Below are 15,795 nucleotides of genomic sequence, written 5' to 3'. Positions count from 1 at the left end.
CCACTCGCGCGCCGGTGTCGGTCGGGTTACAGTGCCGCGCGCCCTGTAACCCCGCCACTCCAAGGAAGAGTCCCTGACGTGACCGCCATCCAGTTGATCGTCGGCCTGGGTAACCCCGGCCCCGAATACGAACAGACCCGGCATAACGCAGGGGCTCTTTTCGTTGAACGCCTTGCCAGCGCCCAGCGCGTGTCGCTGACCGTCGACAAGAAGTATTTCGGCCTGACGGCTAAGTTCAGCCATCGAGGCCAAGACGTTCGCCTGCTCATCCCCACCACCTACATGAATCGCAGCGGCCAGTCCGTGGCGGCTCTGGCGAATTTCTTCCGCATCAAGCCGGAAGCGATCCTGGTGGCGCATGACGAACTCGACCTGCCCCCAGGCGTCGCCAAGCTCAAGCGCGGCGGCGGCCACGGCGGGCATAACGGCCTGCGCGACATCATCGCTCAGCTCGGTAACCAGAACGACTTCCATCGCCTGCGGCTTGGCATCGGCCACCCGGGCGATGCAAAACTGGTCTCCAACTTCGTCCTGGGCCGCGCGCCGCGCGCCGAGCAGGACAAGCTCGACACCAGCATCGATTTTGCCCTCGGCGTGCTGCCGGACGTCCTGGCCGGCGACTTCGCCAAGGCCATGCGCGAGCTGCACAGCCAGAAGGCCTGACTCTCTAGAAAGGGGAATTCCCATGGGTTTCAATTGCGGCATCGTCGGCCTGCCCAACGTCGGCAAGTCCACCCTGTTCAACGCCCTGACCAAATCTGGTATCGCGGCGGAGAACTTCCCTTTCTGCACCATCGAGCCGAACAGCGGCATCGTGCCCATGCCCGACGCCCGCCTGGCGGCGCTGGCCGAGATCGTCAAGCCCAACCGCATCCTGCCGACCACCATGGAGTTCGTCGACATCGCCGGCCTGGTCGCCGGCGCCTCGAAGGGTGAAGGCCTGGGCAACAAGTTCCTGGCCAACATCCGCGAGACCGATGCCATCGCTCACGTGGTGCGCTGCTTTGAAGACGAGAACGTGATTCACGTCTCCAACAGCGTCGACCCCAAGCGCGACATCGAGATCATCGACCTGGAACTGATCTTCGCCGACCTCGACAGCTGCGAGAAACAGTTGCAGAAAGTCGCGCGCAACGCCAAGGGCGGCGACAAGGAAGCCCTGGCGCAGAAAGCCATCCTCGAGCAATTGATCCCGCACTTCACCGAAGGCAAGCCCGCGCGCAGCCTGATGAAGCACATGAGCGCCGATGAAAAGGCCGTGGTGCGTGGCTTCCACCTGCTGACCAGCAAGCCGGTGATGTACATCGCCAACGTGGCCGAAGACGGCTTCGACAACAACCCGCACCTGGACGTGGTCAAAGCCATCGCCGAGGAAGAAGGCGCGGTGGTGGTGCCGGTGTGCAACAAGATCGAAGCCGAGATCGCCGAGCTCGACGACGGCGAAGAGAAGGATATGTTCCTCGAAGCCCTGGGCCTGGAAGAGCCCGGTCTGAACCGGGTGATCCGCGCGGGTTACGAGCTGCTCAACCTGCAGACCTACTTCACCGCTGGCGTTCAGGAAGTCCGCGCCTGGACCGTGCGCGTCGGCGCTACCGCCCCGCAGGCTGCCGGCGTGATCCACACCGACTTCGAGAAAGGCTTCATCCGCGCCGAAGTGGTTGCCTATGACGACTTCATCCAGTTCAAGGGTGAAGCCGGTGCCAAGGAAGCCGGTAAATGGCGCCTGGAAGGCAAGGACTACATCGTCAAAGATGGCGACGTGATGCACTTCCGCTTCAACGTCTAAATGTAAATTCCGTCGGACACCATGGAACACCGCCCCTTGAAGAACGCTACTTCAAGGGGCTTTTCTTTCCAGCAAGATGTATCAAGCGAGCTAAACGATCCGCGATTTTAACGGATACGCCACTGGGTACTGAGTAACCACTGACTTTTCAGACTCTGCACGAGAAGTCTTGGCACTCGGCGACGCTGCGTTCAAATCAGCAGAGCGCGCCAGCCCGGTCGGAAGGCTCATTTCTAACCTGTAAAGCAGAGCGCGACACCGGCCACTCCTCGGTTGTTTTCCCCTTGCCTGATCTTCGCCCGAAGACTCTTCAAGTAGAGCCCAAACACTCCTCAAACTCACACACGCTGCGTCACGCGCCCCGGCGGGTCGATACCCCTGCGCTGTGCGCTAGTACAGATCGACTTGACGCTATCAGTGGCCGGGTCATTCATCAGAGCATGATGCTGATGCCGCTGTACCACAGTTCGTACCCCTAAACCGGCGAGTACGAGCAGCGCCATGGCCAGCACTGCATGAAGCAGGAACTCGATCAGCAAGCACAGCGACACTGTAACCAGTACAAGAAAGAGATCGATCAGTCTCATGATGCTGCTCCCGCGTGCGCCAAGGCGGCTATTCATCCACCACTGGCATGATTTCAGAAAGGGATGAATGAGAACAACGGGGAATTCAGGGCCAGCGCGACGCCTGCTGTCAGCAAAAACGCTGCGATGCCATGAAGAAGGTCGATGATGTTCACGTCGCTGTCCTCGGATCAAACCCGGTTCGCAAATGATTAGGGGCTGACGCAAAGATATGTCGCCGCCAAGCGTGGGGGAAATGCAACGCGTTGCTAGGGAACATCGATCACGTTGATGTTTCGCCGCGTCGCTGTCGCAGACCTCGGCGTGAAAATGTGGTGTTTTACGGAACCGCGCTTCGCTTTTCGCGAACACCAATGCCCACAATGCCGCGATGTTTGCACTTATGATCTGTAGCGAACTTGCGATCACCTCCCTGAGACGTCCTGCAGTCATTGCGATCCCCGCCAACAGGTAGGCGTGAACAGTCGAAGGCACCTATCCTCGCTCGATGCGCGGCACGTGTTCGCACAGGGAGATGGGCAATCCGCTTACTCCTTTTCAATCCGGTGAAATAATGAAAACGCTTAATGGGATCATGGGTAGCCTAATGCTTATGTTGGCGACCCAAGCGCCTGCGGCGATGGTCGCCAAGCCGATCGCCTACACTGTGGATGCCCTACCCTTCGAGGGCTATCTGGTCTACGACGACGCGCAAACTGCGGCACGCCCTGGCTTGATGATGGTACCTAACTGGATGGGCGTTACCCCCAACGCCATCGACAAAGCCAAGCTGGTCGCCGGCAAACAGTACGTCGTGTTCGTTAGCGATATCTTCGGTAAAGACATTCGGCCGGCCAACGCAAGCGAAGCTGAAGCGGCTGCGACCAAAGTGCGCAGTGACCGAGCGAGCATGCGTAAGATCGCCCAAGCCGCTGTCGATGTACTCAAAGGTCAAAAGCTCGCCGCCGTGGACAACCGCAGGGTTGCCGCGATCGGGTTCTGCCTGGGCGGCACCAGCATTCTCGAATTGGCCAGATCTGGGGCCGATCTGAAGGCGTTCGTATCGTTTCACGGTAATCTCGATACGCCCAATCCCGCAGATGCCAACCATATAAAAGCGCCTGTTCTGGTTCTTCATGGCGCCGATGACCCAACTGTTTCCGAGTCGGAAATCAGAGACTTCATCAAGGAAATGAAAGCGGCGCCCAACGTCGATTGGCAGTTCGTCGCCTACAGCAATACCGTCCATTCATTCACTAATCCAGATGCCAAGGTGCCAGGGAAGTACGAGTACAACCCGCGTACAGCAGCGCGCTCGTACAAAGCGATGAATGATCTACTGGACGAACAGTTCTCCGCCGTCGCTCATTGATCCGCTGTCGCGTCCGGGGCGAGAGTCGTTGCGTACCCTTGGGTTGCACCGATTCCAGCCCGGCGCCAGCAAGACCGGTGCGCATGAGGCCGGGTGATTTGCGTATTCGGTAAATACTTGTGCCCCGCCGACCTGCACAGCTCATCTTCGAGCCTCTCAGGCTTATGTTCGACAACAGTGGGTTAGCCATGCCCCTGACGCGGCTGCGCGAGTTCGGGCGTACCCTCAGACCGCTAACACCTCTGGACACACCCGGCTTTCACAGTGAGGTCACAGGCACTGTTTTTGAAAACCAAGAACCCTGAAAGCGCACGACGATTGCCTGCCAGGATGGAGTGAGGCAGAGCGTCCACTGAAAAAGGAACGCCCATAATACGCAGCCCATCTTCTCGTTTCGGGCTTCGCTCGTTCTAAAAAAACGAACTCAGCTTCCTCTTTTTCAGCGGTCCCGCGATCATCAGATACTGGATACAGTCCCCTCATGGATTCCCAGACACCATGAGAGACTGAACTATGCCTGACTTGCCAAACGACCCGTCCAGACGCAGCGTTGTCGTAGGTGGTATCACCATCGCAGCCTCGCTCGCCGCAGGTATGGGTGCCTCTGATGCACGTGCAAATGTCAGGAGTCAACCGATTGCTAAAGGCCCGCACAAAAAAGGGACACCCGCCGTCTTCGATGTGGTCATCGTCGGTGGTGGATCCGCGGGCGCAGTCCTCGCTCGGCGCTTGAGCGAAACCGGTAAGCGCACAGTACTGTTGCTTGAAGCCGGTCACAGCTACGCGCCTGAGAGCTATCCCGACCTGGTCGCCAAGAGCGACATCGTCGGCGCCAATGGCAATCCCGAATTCGAGTGGGGCTACAAAACTCAGACCGGCTACATAGACCATCCTATTGGCGCGTTGCGCGGCAAAGTGCTCGGTGGCAGCTCGGCCATCAATGGTGCGGTAGCCCTGCGCGCCCGAGACACCGACTTCAAACGCTGGGATCTCCCGGGCTGGAGTTACCAAGAAGTGCTGCCCTTCTTCAAGAAACTCGAAAACCGCAGCGCTGGCGCCAGCACCCTACACGGCCATGACGGCCCGCTGCCAGTCAATCAGTTGAAGCGTGCGGATACGACCCCCATGCAGCAGGCGTTCATGGACGCCACTGTGGCAAACGGGTTCAAGCTCGTAGATGATTTCGACGGCGCCGATGCCAACGGTGTGGGGCCCTACCCCATGAACATAGTGAATGGCATAAGGGTCAACACTGGCATGGCCTACCTGACCGAGCAGGTGCGTGCTCGGGACAATCTGGTCATCGAGCCCGACAGTCTGGTCGACAAGGTGCTCTTCACAGGCAAACGTGCAGTCGGCGTTCGTTTGGCCAGCGGTGAGACCGTGCAGGCTGGGGAAGTGATTCTGGCAGCAGGTACCTATGGCAGCGCGGCCATCCTGCTGCGCTCAGGAATCGGCCCCAGCGACCATTTGAAGTCACTGGGCATCGAACAGGTGGCAGATCTACCCGTCGGACAACACTTGGTGGATCATCCGTTCTACTACAATGCTTACGCTGCCAAGCCAGACCTGATCGGTCGCCAATCGCCCGCCATCGGCGCGAAGCTATGGACGCACAGTGACAGCGCCGCTCAAGGCGACCTTGACCTGCACATCACGGCCACCCACCTGTTCCCGCATGATCAGAGCCCGACCAAAGTCGGTTTCGTACTGGCTGTGGCTTTGACTCGGCCACTTTCCAAAGGCAGCCTAACGCTCGCCAGTCGTGATCCGTTCGTTGCGCCGCTCATCGACCTGAACTTCCTGGACCGCGAAGAGGACCGTCGGCGTCTGCTCGACGGCATTCGACTGGCGCGCAAGATAGCCAGCACGCCGCCGCTGCGTGACATGATTCATTCGGAACTCAACCCTGGTCCAGCGGCCGAGTCCGAAGCCACTATCCTGGCAAGTGCCAAGGCCACACTCGACACCTATCACCATCCGACCTCGACCGCGCCCATGGGCCGTCCCGGTGACACTGCCGCCGTGGTCGATGTGCATGCCAGGCCATTCGGCATCCAGGGTTTGCGCGTGGTCGACGCCTCGATCTTGCCGGACGTTCCGTCAGTGGCCACCAACATTACCGTTATCGCCCTGGCCGAGAAAATTGCCAGTGAATACATCTGATCAAGGGCTCGCCAGCATGGATATGACACCAACACTGAATTGGATCGATGGTCGTTGGCTAGACTCTGGCAACCACAAGGAGTCGATCGACCCTGCGACCTATAGGGTCATCGGACGCTATGCCGATGGCGGCCTCAACGAGGCCAAGCTTGCCATCGAGGCTGCGCGAAAGGCATTTCGCGACAGCGAGTGGAAGCGCGACCGCCTGTTGAGAGCGCAGGTCTTGCTTGAGCTGGCCGACGCGTTCGAGCGCCACAGTGAAGCATTGATCGACCTGCTAGCCTTGGAAAACGGCAAGATCCGCCCCGAAGCGACGTTCGAAGTGAGCATGGTACCGCCCAAGTTGCGCTTTTATGCCTCCTTGGCCCGTACCCACTACGGCCGCGCATCCGACCCCAGGTCCGGGAAGCTGTCGATGGTCGTCCATCAACCCATGGGCGTGGCAGGTATCATCACGCCGTGGAACTCACCCGTGGTGTTGATGATCCGCTCGCTCGCCCCTGCGCTTGCGGCAGGCTGTACCACGGTGATCAAGATGCCCGGACAGACAGCGCAAACCAACGCCCTGGTCGCCAAGATCATGTCCGAAGCGCCCTCCTTGCCGGTTGGGGTGATCAACCTGTTCAGCGAGCTGGGGGCTGAAGGCTCGAAGCACCTGGTGGAATCGCCCGACGTTCCGGTGATCAGCTTCACCGGAAGCACGGGTACGGGTCGAGCGATCTCGGCGGCAGGCGCGCAGCATCTGAAGCGCTTCGGTCTGGAATTGGGTGGCAAGACGCCGATGATCGTACTGGCAGATGCCGATTTGGATGCAGCGATTCCCACGTTGGTGAAAGCCCTCACGGTGTTTGCCGGGCAGTTTTGCATGACCGGTTCGCGCTTGCTGGTACAGCGCGACGTCGCCTCGACCGTGATCGAACGGCTCACGGCGTTGCTTGAAAGCCTGCGCCTCGGCCCTGCCGCCGACCCTGCCAGCGAGATGGGACCGTTGATCGACAAGGCCAATGTGAAGCGGGTCGATGAGGTGGTGCAGCACGCCATTGCCAGCGGCGCCCATGTTCTCGTCCGCGGTGGGCCGGTCACCAACGGGCCGCTGGCTGACGGGGCCTTCTATCGCCCCACGCTGCTGCAGGTCGAAGATCCTTCGATGGACATCGTTCAGAAAGAAACTTTCGGCCCTGTGCTGACGGTGCAGATCTTCGATGATCAGGCCCAGGCTATCGAACTGGCCAACGACAGTGAGTTCGGCCTGGCTGCGAGCGTTTGGACCCGCGACCTCGATCGGGCATTGCAAGTGGCGAACGAAGTTGAGGCTGGCACCGTCTGGGTCAACGATTGGGCTGTGGTCTACGACGAGTTCGAAGAGGGCGGATTCAAGCAGTCAGGACAGGGACGCCTCAATGGCGTAGCAGCCATGGACGATTTCATCGAGCACAAGCATATCGCGCTCAATCCCGGCCGAAGCCGTTGATACTGCCCAATAGGAACATGCCCGATGACCACCTCCGATCTGTTACACCATCCGTTGAAAGTTGGAGCCCTGACACTCGCCAACCGAGTGATCATGGCACCTATGACACGCGCACGTTCTGAACAGCCGGGTGATGTGCCCACGACACTGAATGCCGAGTACTACGGTCAGCGTGCCGGGGCAGGACTCATCATCAGCGAGGGCATGCCCATCTCGCCCTCCGGCAAAGGCTACGCGTTCACACCCGGCATCTACACCGATGCTCAGCAGGCCGGCTGGAAGCGGGTGACAGACCGGGTCCATGCCAAGGGCGGGTTGATGGCTGCGCAACTTTGGCACGTGGGGCGGATCTCCCATCACTCGGTCCTTGCGCCGAATGCCGCGCCGCTTGCCCCGTCGGCCATCCGAGCGCGAAGCAAGACGTTCGCGTTCGACGACAATGGTCTGCCGGGTATGGTCGACTGCGACATGCCAGTTGCGATGGACAAGGACGACATAGCGCGCGTAGTCGAGGAGTTCGCCGAAGCAGCACGCCGGGCGATGGCAGCAGGATTCGACATGGTCGAACTTCATGCCGCCAATGGCTACTTGCTAGAGCAGTTTCTCTCGGTGAGTACCAACCAGCGTACGGACAACTATGGCGGATCATTGATCAACCGTGCTCGATTCGTGCTTGAGGTGGTCGATGCCGTGATCGAAGCGGTGGGGCCGGAACGCGTCGGTATTCGCTTGTCGCCTTGGTGCCCTCCTGCGGTCAATGACATGGACTTCCAAGTTCAGGCGCGTGAGATTGTCCTTTATCTGGCCACTGGGCTCAGTGCTCGCAACATCGCCTACATCCACTTGGCCGAATGGCCGAGCGGAGCCTACTCGACGGAGTTTCGCAGCGCGCTGCGTACGGCCTTCGAGGGCGCCATTCTAGTCTGTGGGGGCTACGACCAGGAAAAAGCAACCACGGTATTGGAGCAGGGGTTCGCCGATGCCGTGGCGTTTGGCACTGCATTCATCGCCAACCCGGACCTGCCTGAGCGCTTCGCTCGCGGTGCGCCATTGGCTCAGGCAGACACCAACACCTTCTACGGAGGCGGTGCCCGGGGCTATACCGACTACCCGTACTACTCACCGATCGGGGCGTCTACGCCATAAAAAGCACACGCACTGCCGGCTGCATCCGCTTCAAGCCACTCTCACCAGAAACTTTTCATGCAGCCGATCATTGCTTATTTCCGTGTCATGATTCACCCAGGGGACGCCTTGCTGCGCTTTGCCCTACGTACCACCGCGGCGGGCGTGCTGACCCTCTACCTCGCCTTCATCTTCGAACTTGACCAACCAAAATGGTCGTTGATGGCGGTCATCATCATCAGTCAACCGCAAGCTGGCATGACATTGGCCCGTAGCTTCGGTCAGGTGTCGGGGACGGTGTTCGGCGCGGTAGTGGCGGTGCTGATCATGATGGCCTTTCCCCAGGCTCCGCTACTTTTTCTACTGACGCTCGGCCTCTGGCTGGCCATCTGCACCGCCGCAGGCACATTACTGCGACATACCCGCTCTCAAGCCATCGTACTCAGCGGCTACACCGCCGTCGTGGTCGCCATGCTGTCCATCCCGGATCAGGGAAATACCTCGATCCTCGCCATCACCCGAGTGACTGAAACCCTACTGGCGGTGGCTAGCGTGTGCATGGTCACGTTACTCACCTCAGGTCCCGAATCCGTGCTCGCAGATTATTTGGGCAGGATCGACAAGCTGCTAAAGCTGCTCGCCACTCACGCAGCGTCGGTGATCCGCGCGGGCGAGCCTGAGGAGGCTTTTCAGAAGCGCGAAAAGCACTTATTGCGCGAAGTCAGCGCACTGGAGGGTATACGCCAGTACTTGAGCTTCGACTCGCCGCGCCTGCGCAATGCTCACAGCCTATTGACAATGCTTGGCAACCAGTTACTGCTACTGACTTCGAATCTAACCGTGCTGCATCACCACCATGAACTCTTGCGCGCGCGCGCGGATGAGCCATCTTGGCAGGCCCTACGGCACTTGCGTGCCGACGCGTTAGCCCTTCTCGAACAGCTGGCGTTGCAAGGGCACGCACTACCTTCCGGGCCGCGACGACGATTCGCTGACGTGCAGCGACGCTTCGACGATCTGGTTGGTCAGGCCGAGCATCAGTCCGATACCTTGCCGCTCGCTGTACGCTCACTGGCCTGGGCCCTGCGCTGGGAGCAGGCGCAGATGCTCCAGCGACTGCAAGCCATTCTGGAACTCAGCGAGGCCATCAGCCAAGGGCGAGCGGCCAGTAGCATCCATGGCGAGGGACGCACCCATTCGCTGCACCTGGACTGGCCGCTGGCGACGATGAACGGCATCCGAGCCTTCGTCGCGCTGATGGCGGTCGGCTGGCTATGGATAGAAACCGGGTGGGACGGTGCCCGTTCCAGCCTGGTACTGGTAGGTATTCTCTGCTCACTAATGGCCACTTTGCCCAGGCCCTTGCTGGCCGTGCAGAACTACCTGCGGGGTCAGATAGTGGCACTTCTCGTCTGCGCTGTTTATGTGTTCGGTCTATTACCACTGGTGGGCGACTTCGAGTGGCTGGCGCTGTTGCTCATACCTCTGCTGTATACGGTGGCAGTGGGCTTGGCCGACCCCACGACCGCCGGTATCGCCATGGGTCTTGGCCTGACCAGCCTGTTGATGATCGGCCCGCAGAATATCGGGGCCTGGCAGAACTCCGCCGACCAGTGGTTCGAGTTCGCCGGGGCCTACCTCATGGGCGGTGTCTTGAGCCTGTTCTGCTACCGCTTGATCTTTCCGTTCGATCCGGTGCGTCGCATCCGCCGCCTGTTTAACGACAGCTGCGAGCAGTTAGCTGACTTGCAAGAGGTTCCGGCTACCGATCACCAGCAGTTCGTTTTCGAAACGCGTCTGGTCGACCGCCTCTTCCAGATGCTGGCACTGCTGCCGGAGATCGACGCAGACCGCGCGTCGATCAGACGCTTCGAAACCACTCTGGCGTGCCTGCCAGTCGGCGTTGCCATGCTCCATCTAGGTCGGCAGGACCTGGATCGGCCATGGCTGCTCCCGGCGCCTCACCTTGACATGCGCCACCTGTTGAAGCGCATTGGCGACTACGTGGCGGGACGGGACGCTGTCGAGCTCGCGGACCTGTTGGCGCAGTTGCGCGCAGTGGCTCATCTGCTGGATTGGCCTCAGGACGGCCAGGCTACGTTGGCGTGTGAGCACATGGGCGCACTACTGCACATGCGCGTTTCACTGCTGGTCATAGGTGATTTTCTAGAGCGACTAGAAGCCACACGGCAGTTCATCGACACAGGAGACTCGGTACGTGCTCAATGACCTTGCGGTGGGCGGTGTGTACCTGCCGCCCATCGCTCAAGCGCTGCTGCTGGCCACTCCCGTTTTTTTGCTCCTCAACCGGGGGCTGCGACGGCTGGGTGCCTTTCGCTTCATCTGGCATGACGCGTTGTTCGAGGGCGCGCTGTACGCCATCGTGTGTGCAACTGTCGTGCTGTCGATGGGGAGCTTGGTGCGATGAGAGCTGCCCTGCGCCGATCGCTCACCTTGCTGACCGTGGCCGTCGCACTCGTTTTGGGGGGATTGGCCTGGCAGCATTACACCCACGCGCCTTGGACGCGTGACGCTCGAATTCGGGCGGACGTGGTCACCCTGTCGGCAGATGTCGCCGGGCGTATCACTCACCTGCTGGTACAGGACAACCAAGCCGTTCACCAAGGCCAAGTCCTGCTTGAAATCGATTCGGCACGCTATGCACTGGCGCTTGAGCGGGCGCAGCGCTCAGTGGAGGTTGCCCGCGCCAGCCTCAGTCAGGCCGAGGCATCGATCGTCTCGAGTCGTGCGCTACTCAAGCAGCGGCGCAGCGAAGAGCGACGACGCCGTAGTTTGAAGCGCGACGCTGCCATTTCTGGCGAAGAGTGGGAGAAATCGAATACGGATGTGGCAGTTGCCCACGCCGACTTGATGCGTGGTCAAGCTAATCGGACCCTTGCCCAAGCCAACGTCGATCTCGCCGAAGCCGAGTTCGCTCAGGCGCAATTAGACCTGCAACGCACGCGTGTATTGTCTCCTGTCGACGGGTATGTCACCAATTTGCAGACCCGTGAAGGCGATTACGCCACGATCGGCGGTCCGCTGCTGGCATTGGTGGACGGTCATTCGTTCTACGCCAGTGGCTATTTTGAAGAAACCAAGCTGCCACGTATCCGCGAGGGCCTTGCCGTACGTATCCAGCTGATGAGCGGGGAAAGCTTCAGCGGGCGCGTGCAAAGTATCGCGTTCGCCATCACCGACCGTGAGAACACTCAGGGCAGTCGCCTGCTGGCGGACATCAATCCGAGTTATACGTGGGTCAAGCTGGCTCAGCGGGTGCCTGTCAGGATCGCCATCGACCCCTCTGAGCTGGCCAAGCACCGGCTACGCGCCGGGACCACGGCGTCGGTGTCGGTACTGGAGTGACTACCCCAGCCCCCGCAGAAATGGAGGCGCGACAGCGACACAGCCCCATAAGCCGAAGCGCTGCACGAAAAAATAGCGCTACGATCCTGTCGAGCCGAATCGTAGCGCTATTGATACGTGTCTTCCCACGCTGCCCGTCAGCACTGTCCACCTAGTTGGAACATGAACACGCTGACTGCCGGTGTTCTCTAATGCCGCGTGACGACCGGCTATACCGCGTCCAGGTCCTGCGCAAGGCCCACCCTGGCGATGGCTGGAAATCCGGTCTCTGACTATTCCAGTCTGTCCCTGGCAGAGACCGGACTTCCTTATTCACTTTGTCATGATGGGAGAACTTTTGATATGCGCTGAACAATCGGAATTTCATTCAGGCAAATCGCTTTCTCCGAACGACCTCTGGAAGGCGTCGAGCCTTCTGCACAAGGCGCTGATTCAACCTGAAACATCCTCTTCCTGCCCCGTGCTCTTACCCTGCAACGCAGCCCGACACCGCTCCTCGGCGATATCCAGCTCCAACTGCATCTGTTGAATGTCCAACAACTGCTGATCGAGTTGCATCCGCCGCTCGGTGATCTTGCCCAGCATGTTGGTGAGCTGGTTGCTGTTGTCACCTTGCGGGTCGTACAGCTCGATCAGCGCCTTGCATTCGGCGAGAGAAAAGCCGATGCGTTTACCGCGCATGATCAGCTTGAGGGTGACGCGGTCCTTGGGGGTGTAGATGCGCTCCTGGCCACGCCGACTCGGCGCCAGCATGCCCTGCTCTTCGTAGAAACGAATGGTCCGGGTGGTCACGTCCAGCTCGCGTGCCAGCTCGGAAATGCTGTAGGTCTTGGCAGCCACGGTGAATCCTTTTAAGAAAGAGCACGAGCTCCAGGCGCAGCGACTTGGGCTCGCAAAAGCGGTAGACCGACGCTAGCAACTCATTACGTTAACGTCAACGCATGATGCCACCATCACCCAATCCCCCAAATCACCGAGGTGCGGTAAGCACATCGCCCTGTTGACACTTTTCTACCGCACCTTTACGTTAACGTAAAGGTGAAAATCGAACGACGTCTATCCTTCCCTCATCCGAACAATAATCAAGGTGAGCCATGACCTACCCCAGCCTGAACTTCGCCCTGGGCGAAACCCTCGACATGCTCCGCGAGCAAGTGCAGAGCTTCGTCGCCGCCGAACTGGCGCCACGCGCCAGCGCCATCGATGCTGAAAACCAGTTCCCTGCGGACCTGTGGCGCAAGTTCGGTGACATGGGGCTGCTCGGCATCACCGTCGACGAGCAATACGGCGGCTCCGGCATGGGCTACCTGGCGCACGTCATCGCCATGGAAGAAATCAGCCGCGGTTCGGCTTCGGTGGCCTTGTCCTATGGCGCCCACTCCAACCTGTGCGTCAACCAGATCAAGCGCAACGGCAATGCCGACCAGAAAGCCCGCTACCTGCCCAAGCTGGTCAGCGGCGAGCACGTCGGCGCCCTGGCCATGAGCGAGCCGAATGCCGGTTCCGATGTGGTCAGCATGAAGCTGCGCGCCGAAAAGCGCGGTGAGCGCTATGTGCTCAATGGCTCCAAGACCTGGATCACCAATGGCCCGGATGCCAACACCTACGTGATCTACGCCAAGACCGACCTGGACAAGGGCGCCCATGGCATCACCGCGTTCATCGTCGAGCGCGACTGGAAAGGCTTCTCCCGCAGCCAGAAGTTCGACAAGTTGGGCATGCGCGGCTCCAACACCTGCGAACTGTTCTTCGACGACGTCGAGGTGCCCGAGGAAAACATCCTCGGCCAGGAGAATGGCGGCGTGCGCGTGCTGATGAGCGGTCTGGACTACGAACGCGTGGTGCTCTCCGGTGGGCCGGTCGGCATCATGCAGGCCGCGATGGACGTGGTGGTGCCGTACATCCACGACCGCAAGCAGTTCGGCCAGAGCATCGGCGAGTTCCAGCTCATCCAGGGCAAGATCGCCGACATGTACACCCAGCTCAATGCCAGCCGCGCCTACCTCTACGCCGTCGCCCAGGCCTGCGACCGTGGCGAGACCACGCGCAAGGATGCCGCCGGGGTGATCCTCTACACCGCCGAGCGCGCCACGCAGATCGCCCTGGAAGCGATCCAGATCCTCGGCGGCAATGGCTACATCAACGAGTTCCCCACCGGGCGCCTGCTGCGCGATGCCAAGCTCTACGAGATCGGTGCCGGCACCAGCGAAATCCGCCGCATGTTGATCGGTCGCGAGCTGTTCAACGAGACCCGTTGAAATCCCCGCACGCTCAAGCATCACTGGCGCACCGCTACCGAGGCTCACATGGCTATCCTGACGTCCCAGATCAACGTTCGCAGTCCCGACTTCGCCGCCAACCGCGCGGCCATGCTCGATCAACTGGACGAGCTGCATCGACTGCTCGCCCGCATCCACCAGGGCGGTGGCGAGAAAGCCCAGGCGCGGCATGCCTCGCGTGGCAAGCTGCTGCCCAGGGAGCGGATCGATCGCTTGCTCGATCCCGGCTCACCGTTCCTCGAGATCGGCCAGCTCGCCGCCCATGAGGTCTATGGCGAAGAGGTGGCTGCAGCCGGGCTGATCACCGGCATCGGCCGCGTCGAAGGCGTGGAGTGCATGATCGTCGCCAACGACGCCACGGTGAAAGGCGGCAGCTACTACCCACTGACCGTGAAAAAACACCTGCGCGCCCAGGCCATCGCCCGCGAGAACCGTTTGCCGTGTATCTACCTGGTGGACTCCGGCGGCGCCAACCTGCCGCGCCAGGACGAGGTGTTCCCCGACCGCGAGCATTTCGGGCGGATCTTCTTCAATCAGGCCCACCTCAGTGCCCTGGGCATCGCACAGATCGCCGTGGTCATGGGCTCGTGCACTGCTGGCGGCGCCTATGTGCCGGCCATGAGCGACGAGACCATCATGGTGCGCCAGCAGTCGACCATCTTTCTCGCCGGCCCGCCGCTGGTCAAAGCCGCCACGGGGGAAGTGGTCAGCGCCGAAGAACTGGGCGGTGCCGACGTGCACTGCAAGACCAGCGGCGTGGCCGACCACTATGCCGAAAACGACGAGCACGCCCTGGCCCTGGCCCGACGCTGTGTCGCCAACCTGAACTGGCGCAAGCTCGGCCAGCTCGATGTACACGCCCCCATCGCACCGCGCCATGCCGCCGACGAGCTGTACGGGGTGATTCCCAAGGACCCCAAGCAGCCCTTCGACGTGCGCGAGGTGATCGCGCGCCTGGTCGACGACTCGCAGTTCGATGAATTCAAGGCCCTGTTCGGCACCACCTTGGTGTGCGGCTTCGCCCGACTGGCGGGATACCCGGTGGCGATACTGGCCAACAACGGCATCCTCTTCGCCGAGGCGGCGCAGAAAGGCGCCCATTTCGTCGAACTGGCCTGCCAGCGTGGCATCCCGCTACTGTTCCTGCAGAACATCACCGGCTTCATGGTCGGCAAGAAATACGAAGAAGGCGGCATCGCCAAGCACGGCGCCAAGCTGGTCACCGCGGTGGCCTGCGCCCAGGTGCCGAAGTTCACGGTGATCATCGGCGGCAGCTTCGGCGCCGGGAACTACGGCATGTGCGGACGCGCCTACGACCCGCGTTTCCTGTGGATGTGGCCCAACGCCAAGATCGGTGTGATGGGTGCCCAGCAGGCGGCCGGGGTGTTGGTGCAGGTCAAACGCGAGCAGGCCGAGCGCAGCGGCGAGCACTACTCGGCCGAGGACGAGCAGCGCCTCAAGCAACCCATCGTCGAGCAGTACGAGCAGCAGGCGCATGCCTTCTACTCCAGCGCCCGGCTCTGGGATGACGGCGTGATCGACCCGGCACAGACCCGCGAGGTGCTCGCCCTGGCGCTCTCGGCCAGCCTCAATGCGCCGATCGAGCCGACCCGCTTTGGCGTCTTCCGTATGTGAGGCGCCTCGGGCGCCCTCCTTTCGTCACG

At 60.8% G+C, this 15,795-nt stretch carries 13 protein-coding genes; 11 read left to right on the top strand and 2 right to left on the bottom strand.

Features of this window, described 5'->3' with window-relative positions; all coding sequences use genetic code 11:
- Positions 1 to 78 precede the first annotated feature (78 nt).
- Together pth and ychF are read left to right on the top strand one after the other, a co-directional pair.
- Positions 79 to 663 (top strand): aminoacyl-tRNA hydrolase, encoded by a 585-nt coding sequence (gene pth / locus GKC70_RS04125; RefSeq protein WP_342650533.1) that lies wholly within the window; start codon positions 79 to 81, stop codon positions 661 to 663.
- A 22-nt stretch (positions 664 to 685) separates the two neighbouring features.
- On the top strand, positions 686 to 1,786 hold the full coding sequence (ychF, locus tag GKC70_RS04120; protein ID WP_029614336.1) for a redox-regulated ATPase YchF: 1,101 nt from the start codon (positions 686 to 688) through the stop codon (positions 1,784 to 1,786).
- A gap of 338 nt (positions 1,787 to 2,124) precedes the next feature.
- Here the strand turns inward: ychF and GKC70_RS04115 are convergent, their stop codons facing one another.
- Positions 2,125 to 2,373, bottom strand: coding sequence for a hypothetical protein (locus GKC70_RS04115; RefSeq protein WP_342650532.1), 249 nt, complete (start codon positions 2,371 to 2,373; stop codon positions 2,125 to 2,127).
- A gap of 592 nt (positions 2,374 to 2,965) precedes the next feature.
- On the opposite strand from GKC70_RS04115, the gene GKC70_RS04110 reads away from it, so the two are divergent.
- The 7 genes from GKC70_RS04110 (at position 2,966) to GKC70_RS04080 (ending at position 11,852) form a co-directional block, all read left to right on the top strand.
- Positions 2,966 to 3,724 (top strand): dienelactone hydrolase family protein, encoded by a 759-nt coding sequence (locus GKC70_RS04110; protein ID WP_342651465.1) that lies wholly within the window; start codon positions 2,966 to 2,968, stop codon positions 3,722 to 3,724.
- Between the two features lie 513 nt (positions 3,725 to 4,237).
- Positions 4,238 to 5,890, top strand: a complete 1,653-nt coding sequence (locus GKC70_RS04105) for a GMC family oxidoreductase N-terminal domain-containing protein (protein ID WP_342650531.1) — start codon at positions 4,238 to 4,240, stop codon at positions 5,888 to 5,890.
- Positions 5,891 to 5,906: 16 nt separating this feature from the next.
- Positions 5,907 to 7,361: an aldehyde dehydrogenase family protein gene (locus GKC70_RS04100; protein ID WP_342651464.1), complete on the top strand. Its 1,455-nt coding sequence runs from the start codon at positions 5,907 to 5,909 to the stop codon at positions 7,359 to 7,361.
- Between the two features lie 24 nt (positions 7,362 to 7,385).
- Positions 7,386 to 8,507 carry an alkene reductase gene (locus GKC70_RS04095; RefSeq protein ID WP_342650530.1) on the top strand — a complete coding sequence of 374 codons (1,122 nt, stop codon included), beginning with the start codon at positions 7,386 to 7,388 and terminating at the stop codon, positions 8,505 to 8,507.
- 57 nt (positions 8,508 to 8,564) lie between these two features.
- Positions 8,565 to 10,715, top strand: coding sequence for an FUSC family protein (locus tag GKC70_RS04090; RefSeq protein WP_342650529.1), 2,151 nt, complete (start codon positions 8,565 to 8,567; stop codon positions 10,713 to 10,715).
- The gene (locus GKC70_RS04085; RefSeq protein WP_342650528.1) at positions 10,705 to 10,914 is read left to right on the top strand and encodes a DUF1656 domain-containing protein; all 210 of its coding nucleotides are present in this window, start codon (positions 10,705 to 10,707) and stop codon (positions 10,912 to 10,914) included. Before GKC70_RS04090 ends, GKC70_RS04085 begins: the two co-directional genes overlap by 11 nt.
- Positions 10,911 to 11,852, top strand: a complete 942-nt coding sequence (locus GKC70_RS04080) for an HlyD family secretion protein (protein ID WP_342650527.1) — start codon at positions 10,911 to 10,913, stop codon at positions 11,850 to 11,852. The genes GKC70_RS04085 and GKC70_RS04080 overlap by 4 nt, the downstream gene beginning before the upstream one ends.
- A gap of 432 nt (positions 11,853 to 12,284) precedes the next feature.
- Here the strand turns inward: GKC70_RS04080 and GKC70_RS04075 are convergent, their stop codons facing one another.
- Positions 12,285 to 12,692 (bottom strand): MerR family DNA-binding transcriptional regulator, encoded by a 408-nt coding sequence (locus tag GKC70_RS04075; RefSeq protein ID WP_342650526.1) that lies wholly within the window; start codon positions 12,690 to 12,692, stop codon positions 12,285 to 12,287.
- Between the two features lie 254 nt (positions 12,693 to 12,946).
- Between GKC70_RS04075 and GKC70_RS04070 the strand changes: the two genes are divergently transcribed.
- Together GKC70_RS04070 and GKC70_RS04065 are read left to right on the top strand one after the other, a co-directional pair.
- On the top strand, positions 12,947 to 14,110 hold the full coding sequence (locus GKC70_RS04070; RefSeq protein WP_342650525.1) for an isovaleryl-CoA dehydrogenase: 1,164 nt from the start codon (positions 12,947 to 12,949) through the stop codon (positions 14,108 to 14,110).
- A gap of 48 nt (positions 14,111 to 14,158) precedes the next feature.
- Positions 14,159 to 15,766 carry a carboxyl transferase domain-containing protein gene (locus GKC70_RS04065; RefSeq protein WP_342650524.1) on the top strand — a complete coding sequence of 536 codons (1,608 nt, stop codon included), beginning with the start codon at positions 14,159 to 14,161 and terminating at the stop codon, positions 15,764 to 15,766.
- Positions 15,767 to 15,795: the final 29 nt, after the last annotated feature.

It is taken from the genome of Pseudomonas sp. REB1044, assembly GCF_038813925.1.
In the GTDB taxonomy this organism is placed as follows: Bacteria; Pseudomonadota; Gammaproteobacteria; order Pseudomonadales; family Pseudomonadaceae; genus Aquipseudomonas; species Aquipseudomonas boreofloridensis.
The sequence above is the reverse complement of the archived record's forward strand: the minus strand, read 5'-3'. Positions and strand labels throughout refer to the sequence as shown.

Excerpts from the sequence above, each read along its gene's own strand:
- GKC70_RS04065 (WP_342650524.1), top strand. The coding sequence starts at position 14,159 with ATGGCTATCCTGACGTCCCAGATCAACGTTCGCAGTCCCGACTTCGCC.
- GKC70_RS04115 (WP_342650532.1), bottom strand. The coding sequence starts at position 2,373 with ATGAGACTGATCGATCTCTTTCTTGTACTGGTTACAGTGTCGCTGTGC.
- GKC70_RS04080 (WP_342650527.1), top strand. The coding sequence starts at position 10,911 with ATGAGAGCTGCCCTGCGCCGATCGCTCACCTTGCTGACCGTGGCCGTC.
- ychF (WP_029614336.1), top strand. The coding sequence starts at position 686 with ATGGGTTTCAATTGCGGCATCGTCGGCCTGCCCAACGTCGGCAAGTCC.
- GKC70_RS04095 (WP_342650530.1), top strand. The coding sequence starts at position 7,386 with ATGACCACCTCCGATCTGTTACACCATCCGTTGAAAGTTGGAGCCCTG.
- GKC70_RS04090 (WP_342650529.1), top strand. The coding sequence starts at position 8,565 with ATGCAGCCGATCATTGCTTATTTCCGTGTCATGATTCACCCAGGGGAC.
- GKC70_RS04110 (WP_342651465.1), top strand. The coding sequence starts at position 2,966 with ATGTTGGCGACCCAAGCGCCTGCGGCGATGGTCGCCAAGCCGATCGCC.
- GKC70_RS04105 (WP_342650531.1), top strand. The coding sequence starts at position 4,238 with ATGCCTGACTTGCCAAACGACCCGTCCAGACGCAGCGTTGTCGTAGGT.
- GKC70_RS04100 (WP_342651464.1), top strand. The coding sequence starts at position 5,907 with ATGGATATGACACCAACACTGAATTGGATCGATGGTCGTTGGCTAGAC.
- GKC70_RS04070 (WP_342650525.1), top strand. The coding sequence starts at position 12,947 with ATGACCTACCCCAGCCTGAACTTCGCCCTGGGCGAAACCCTCGACATG.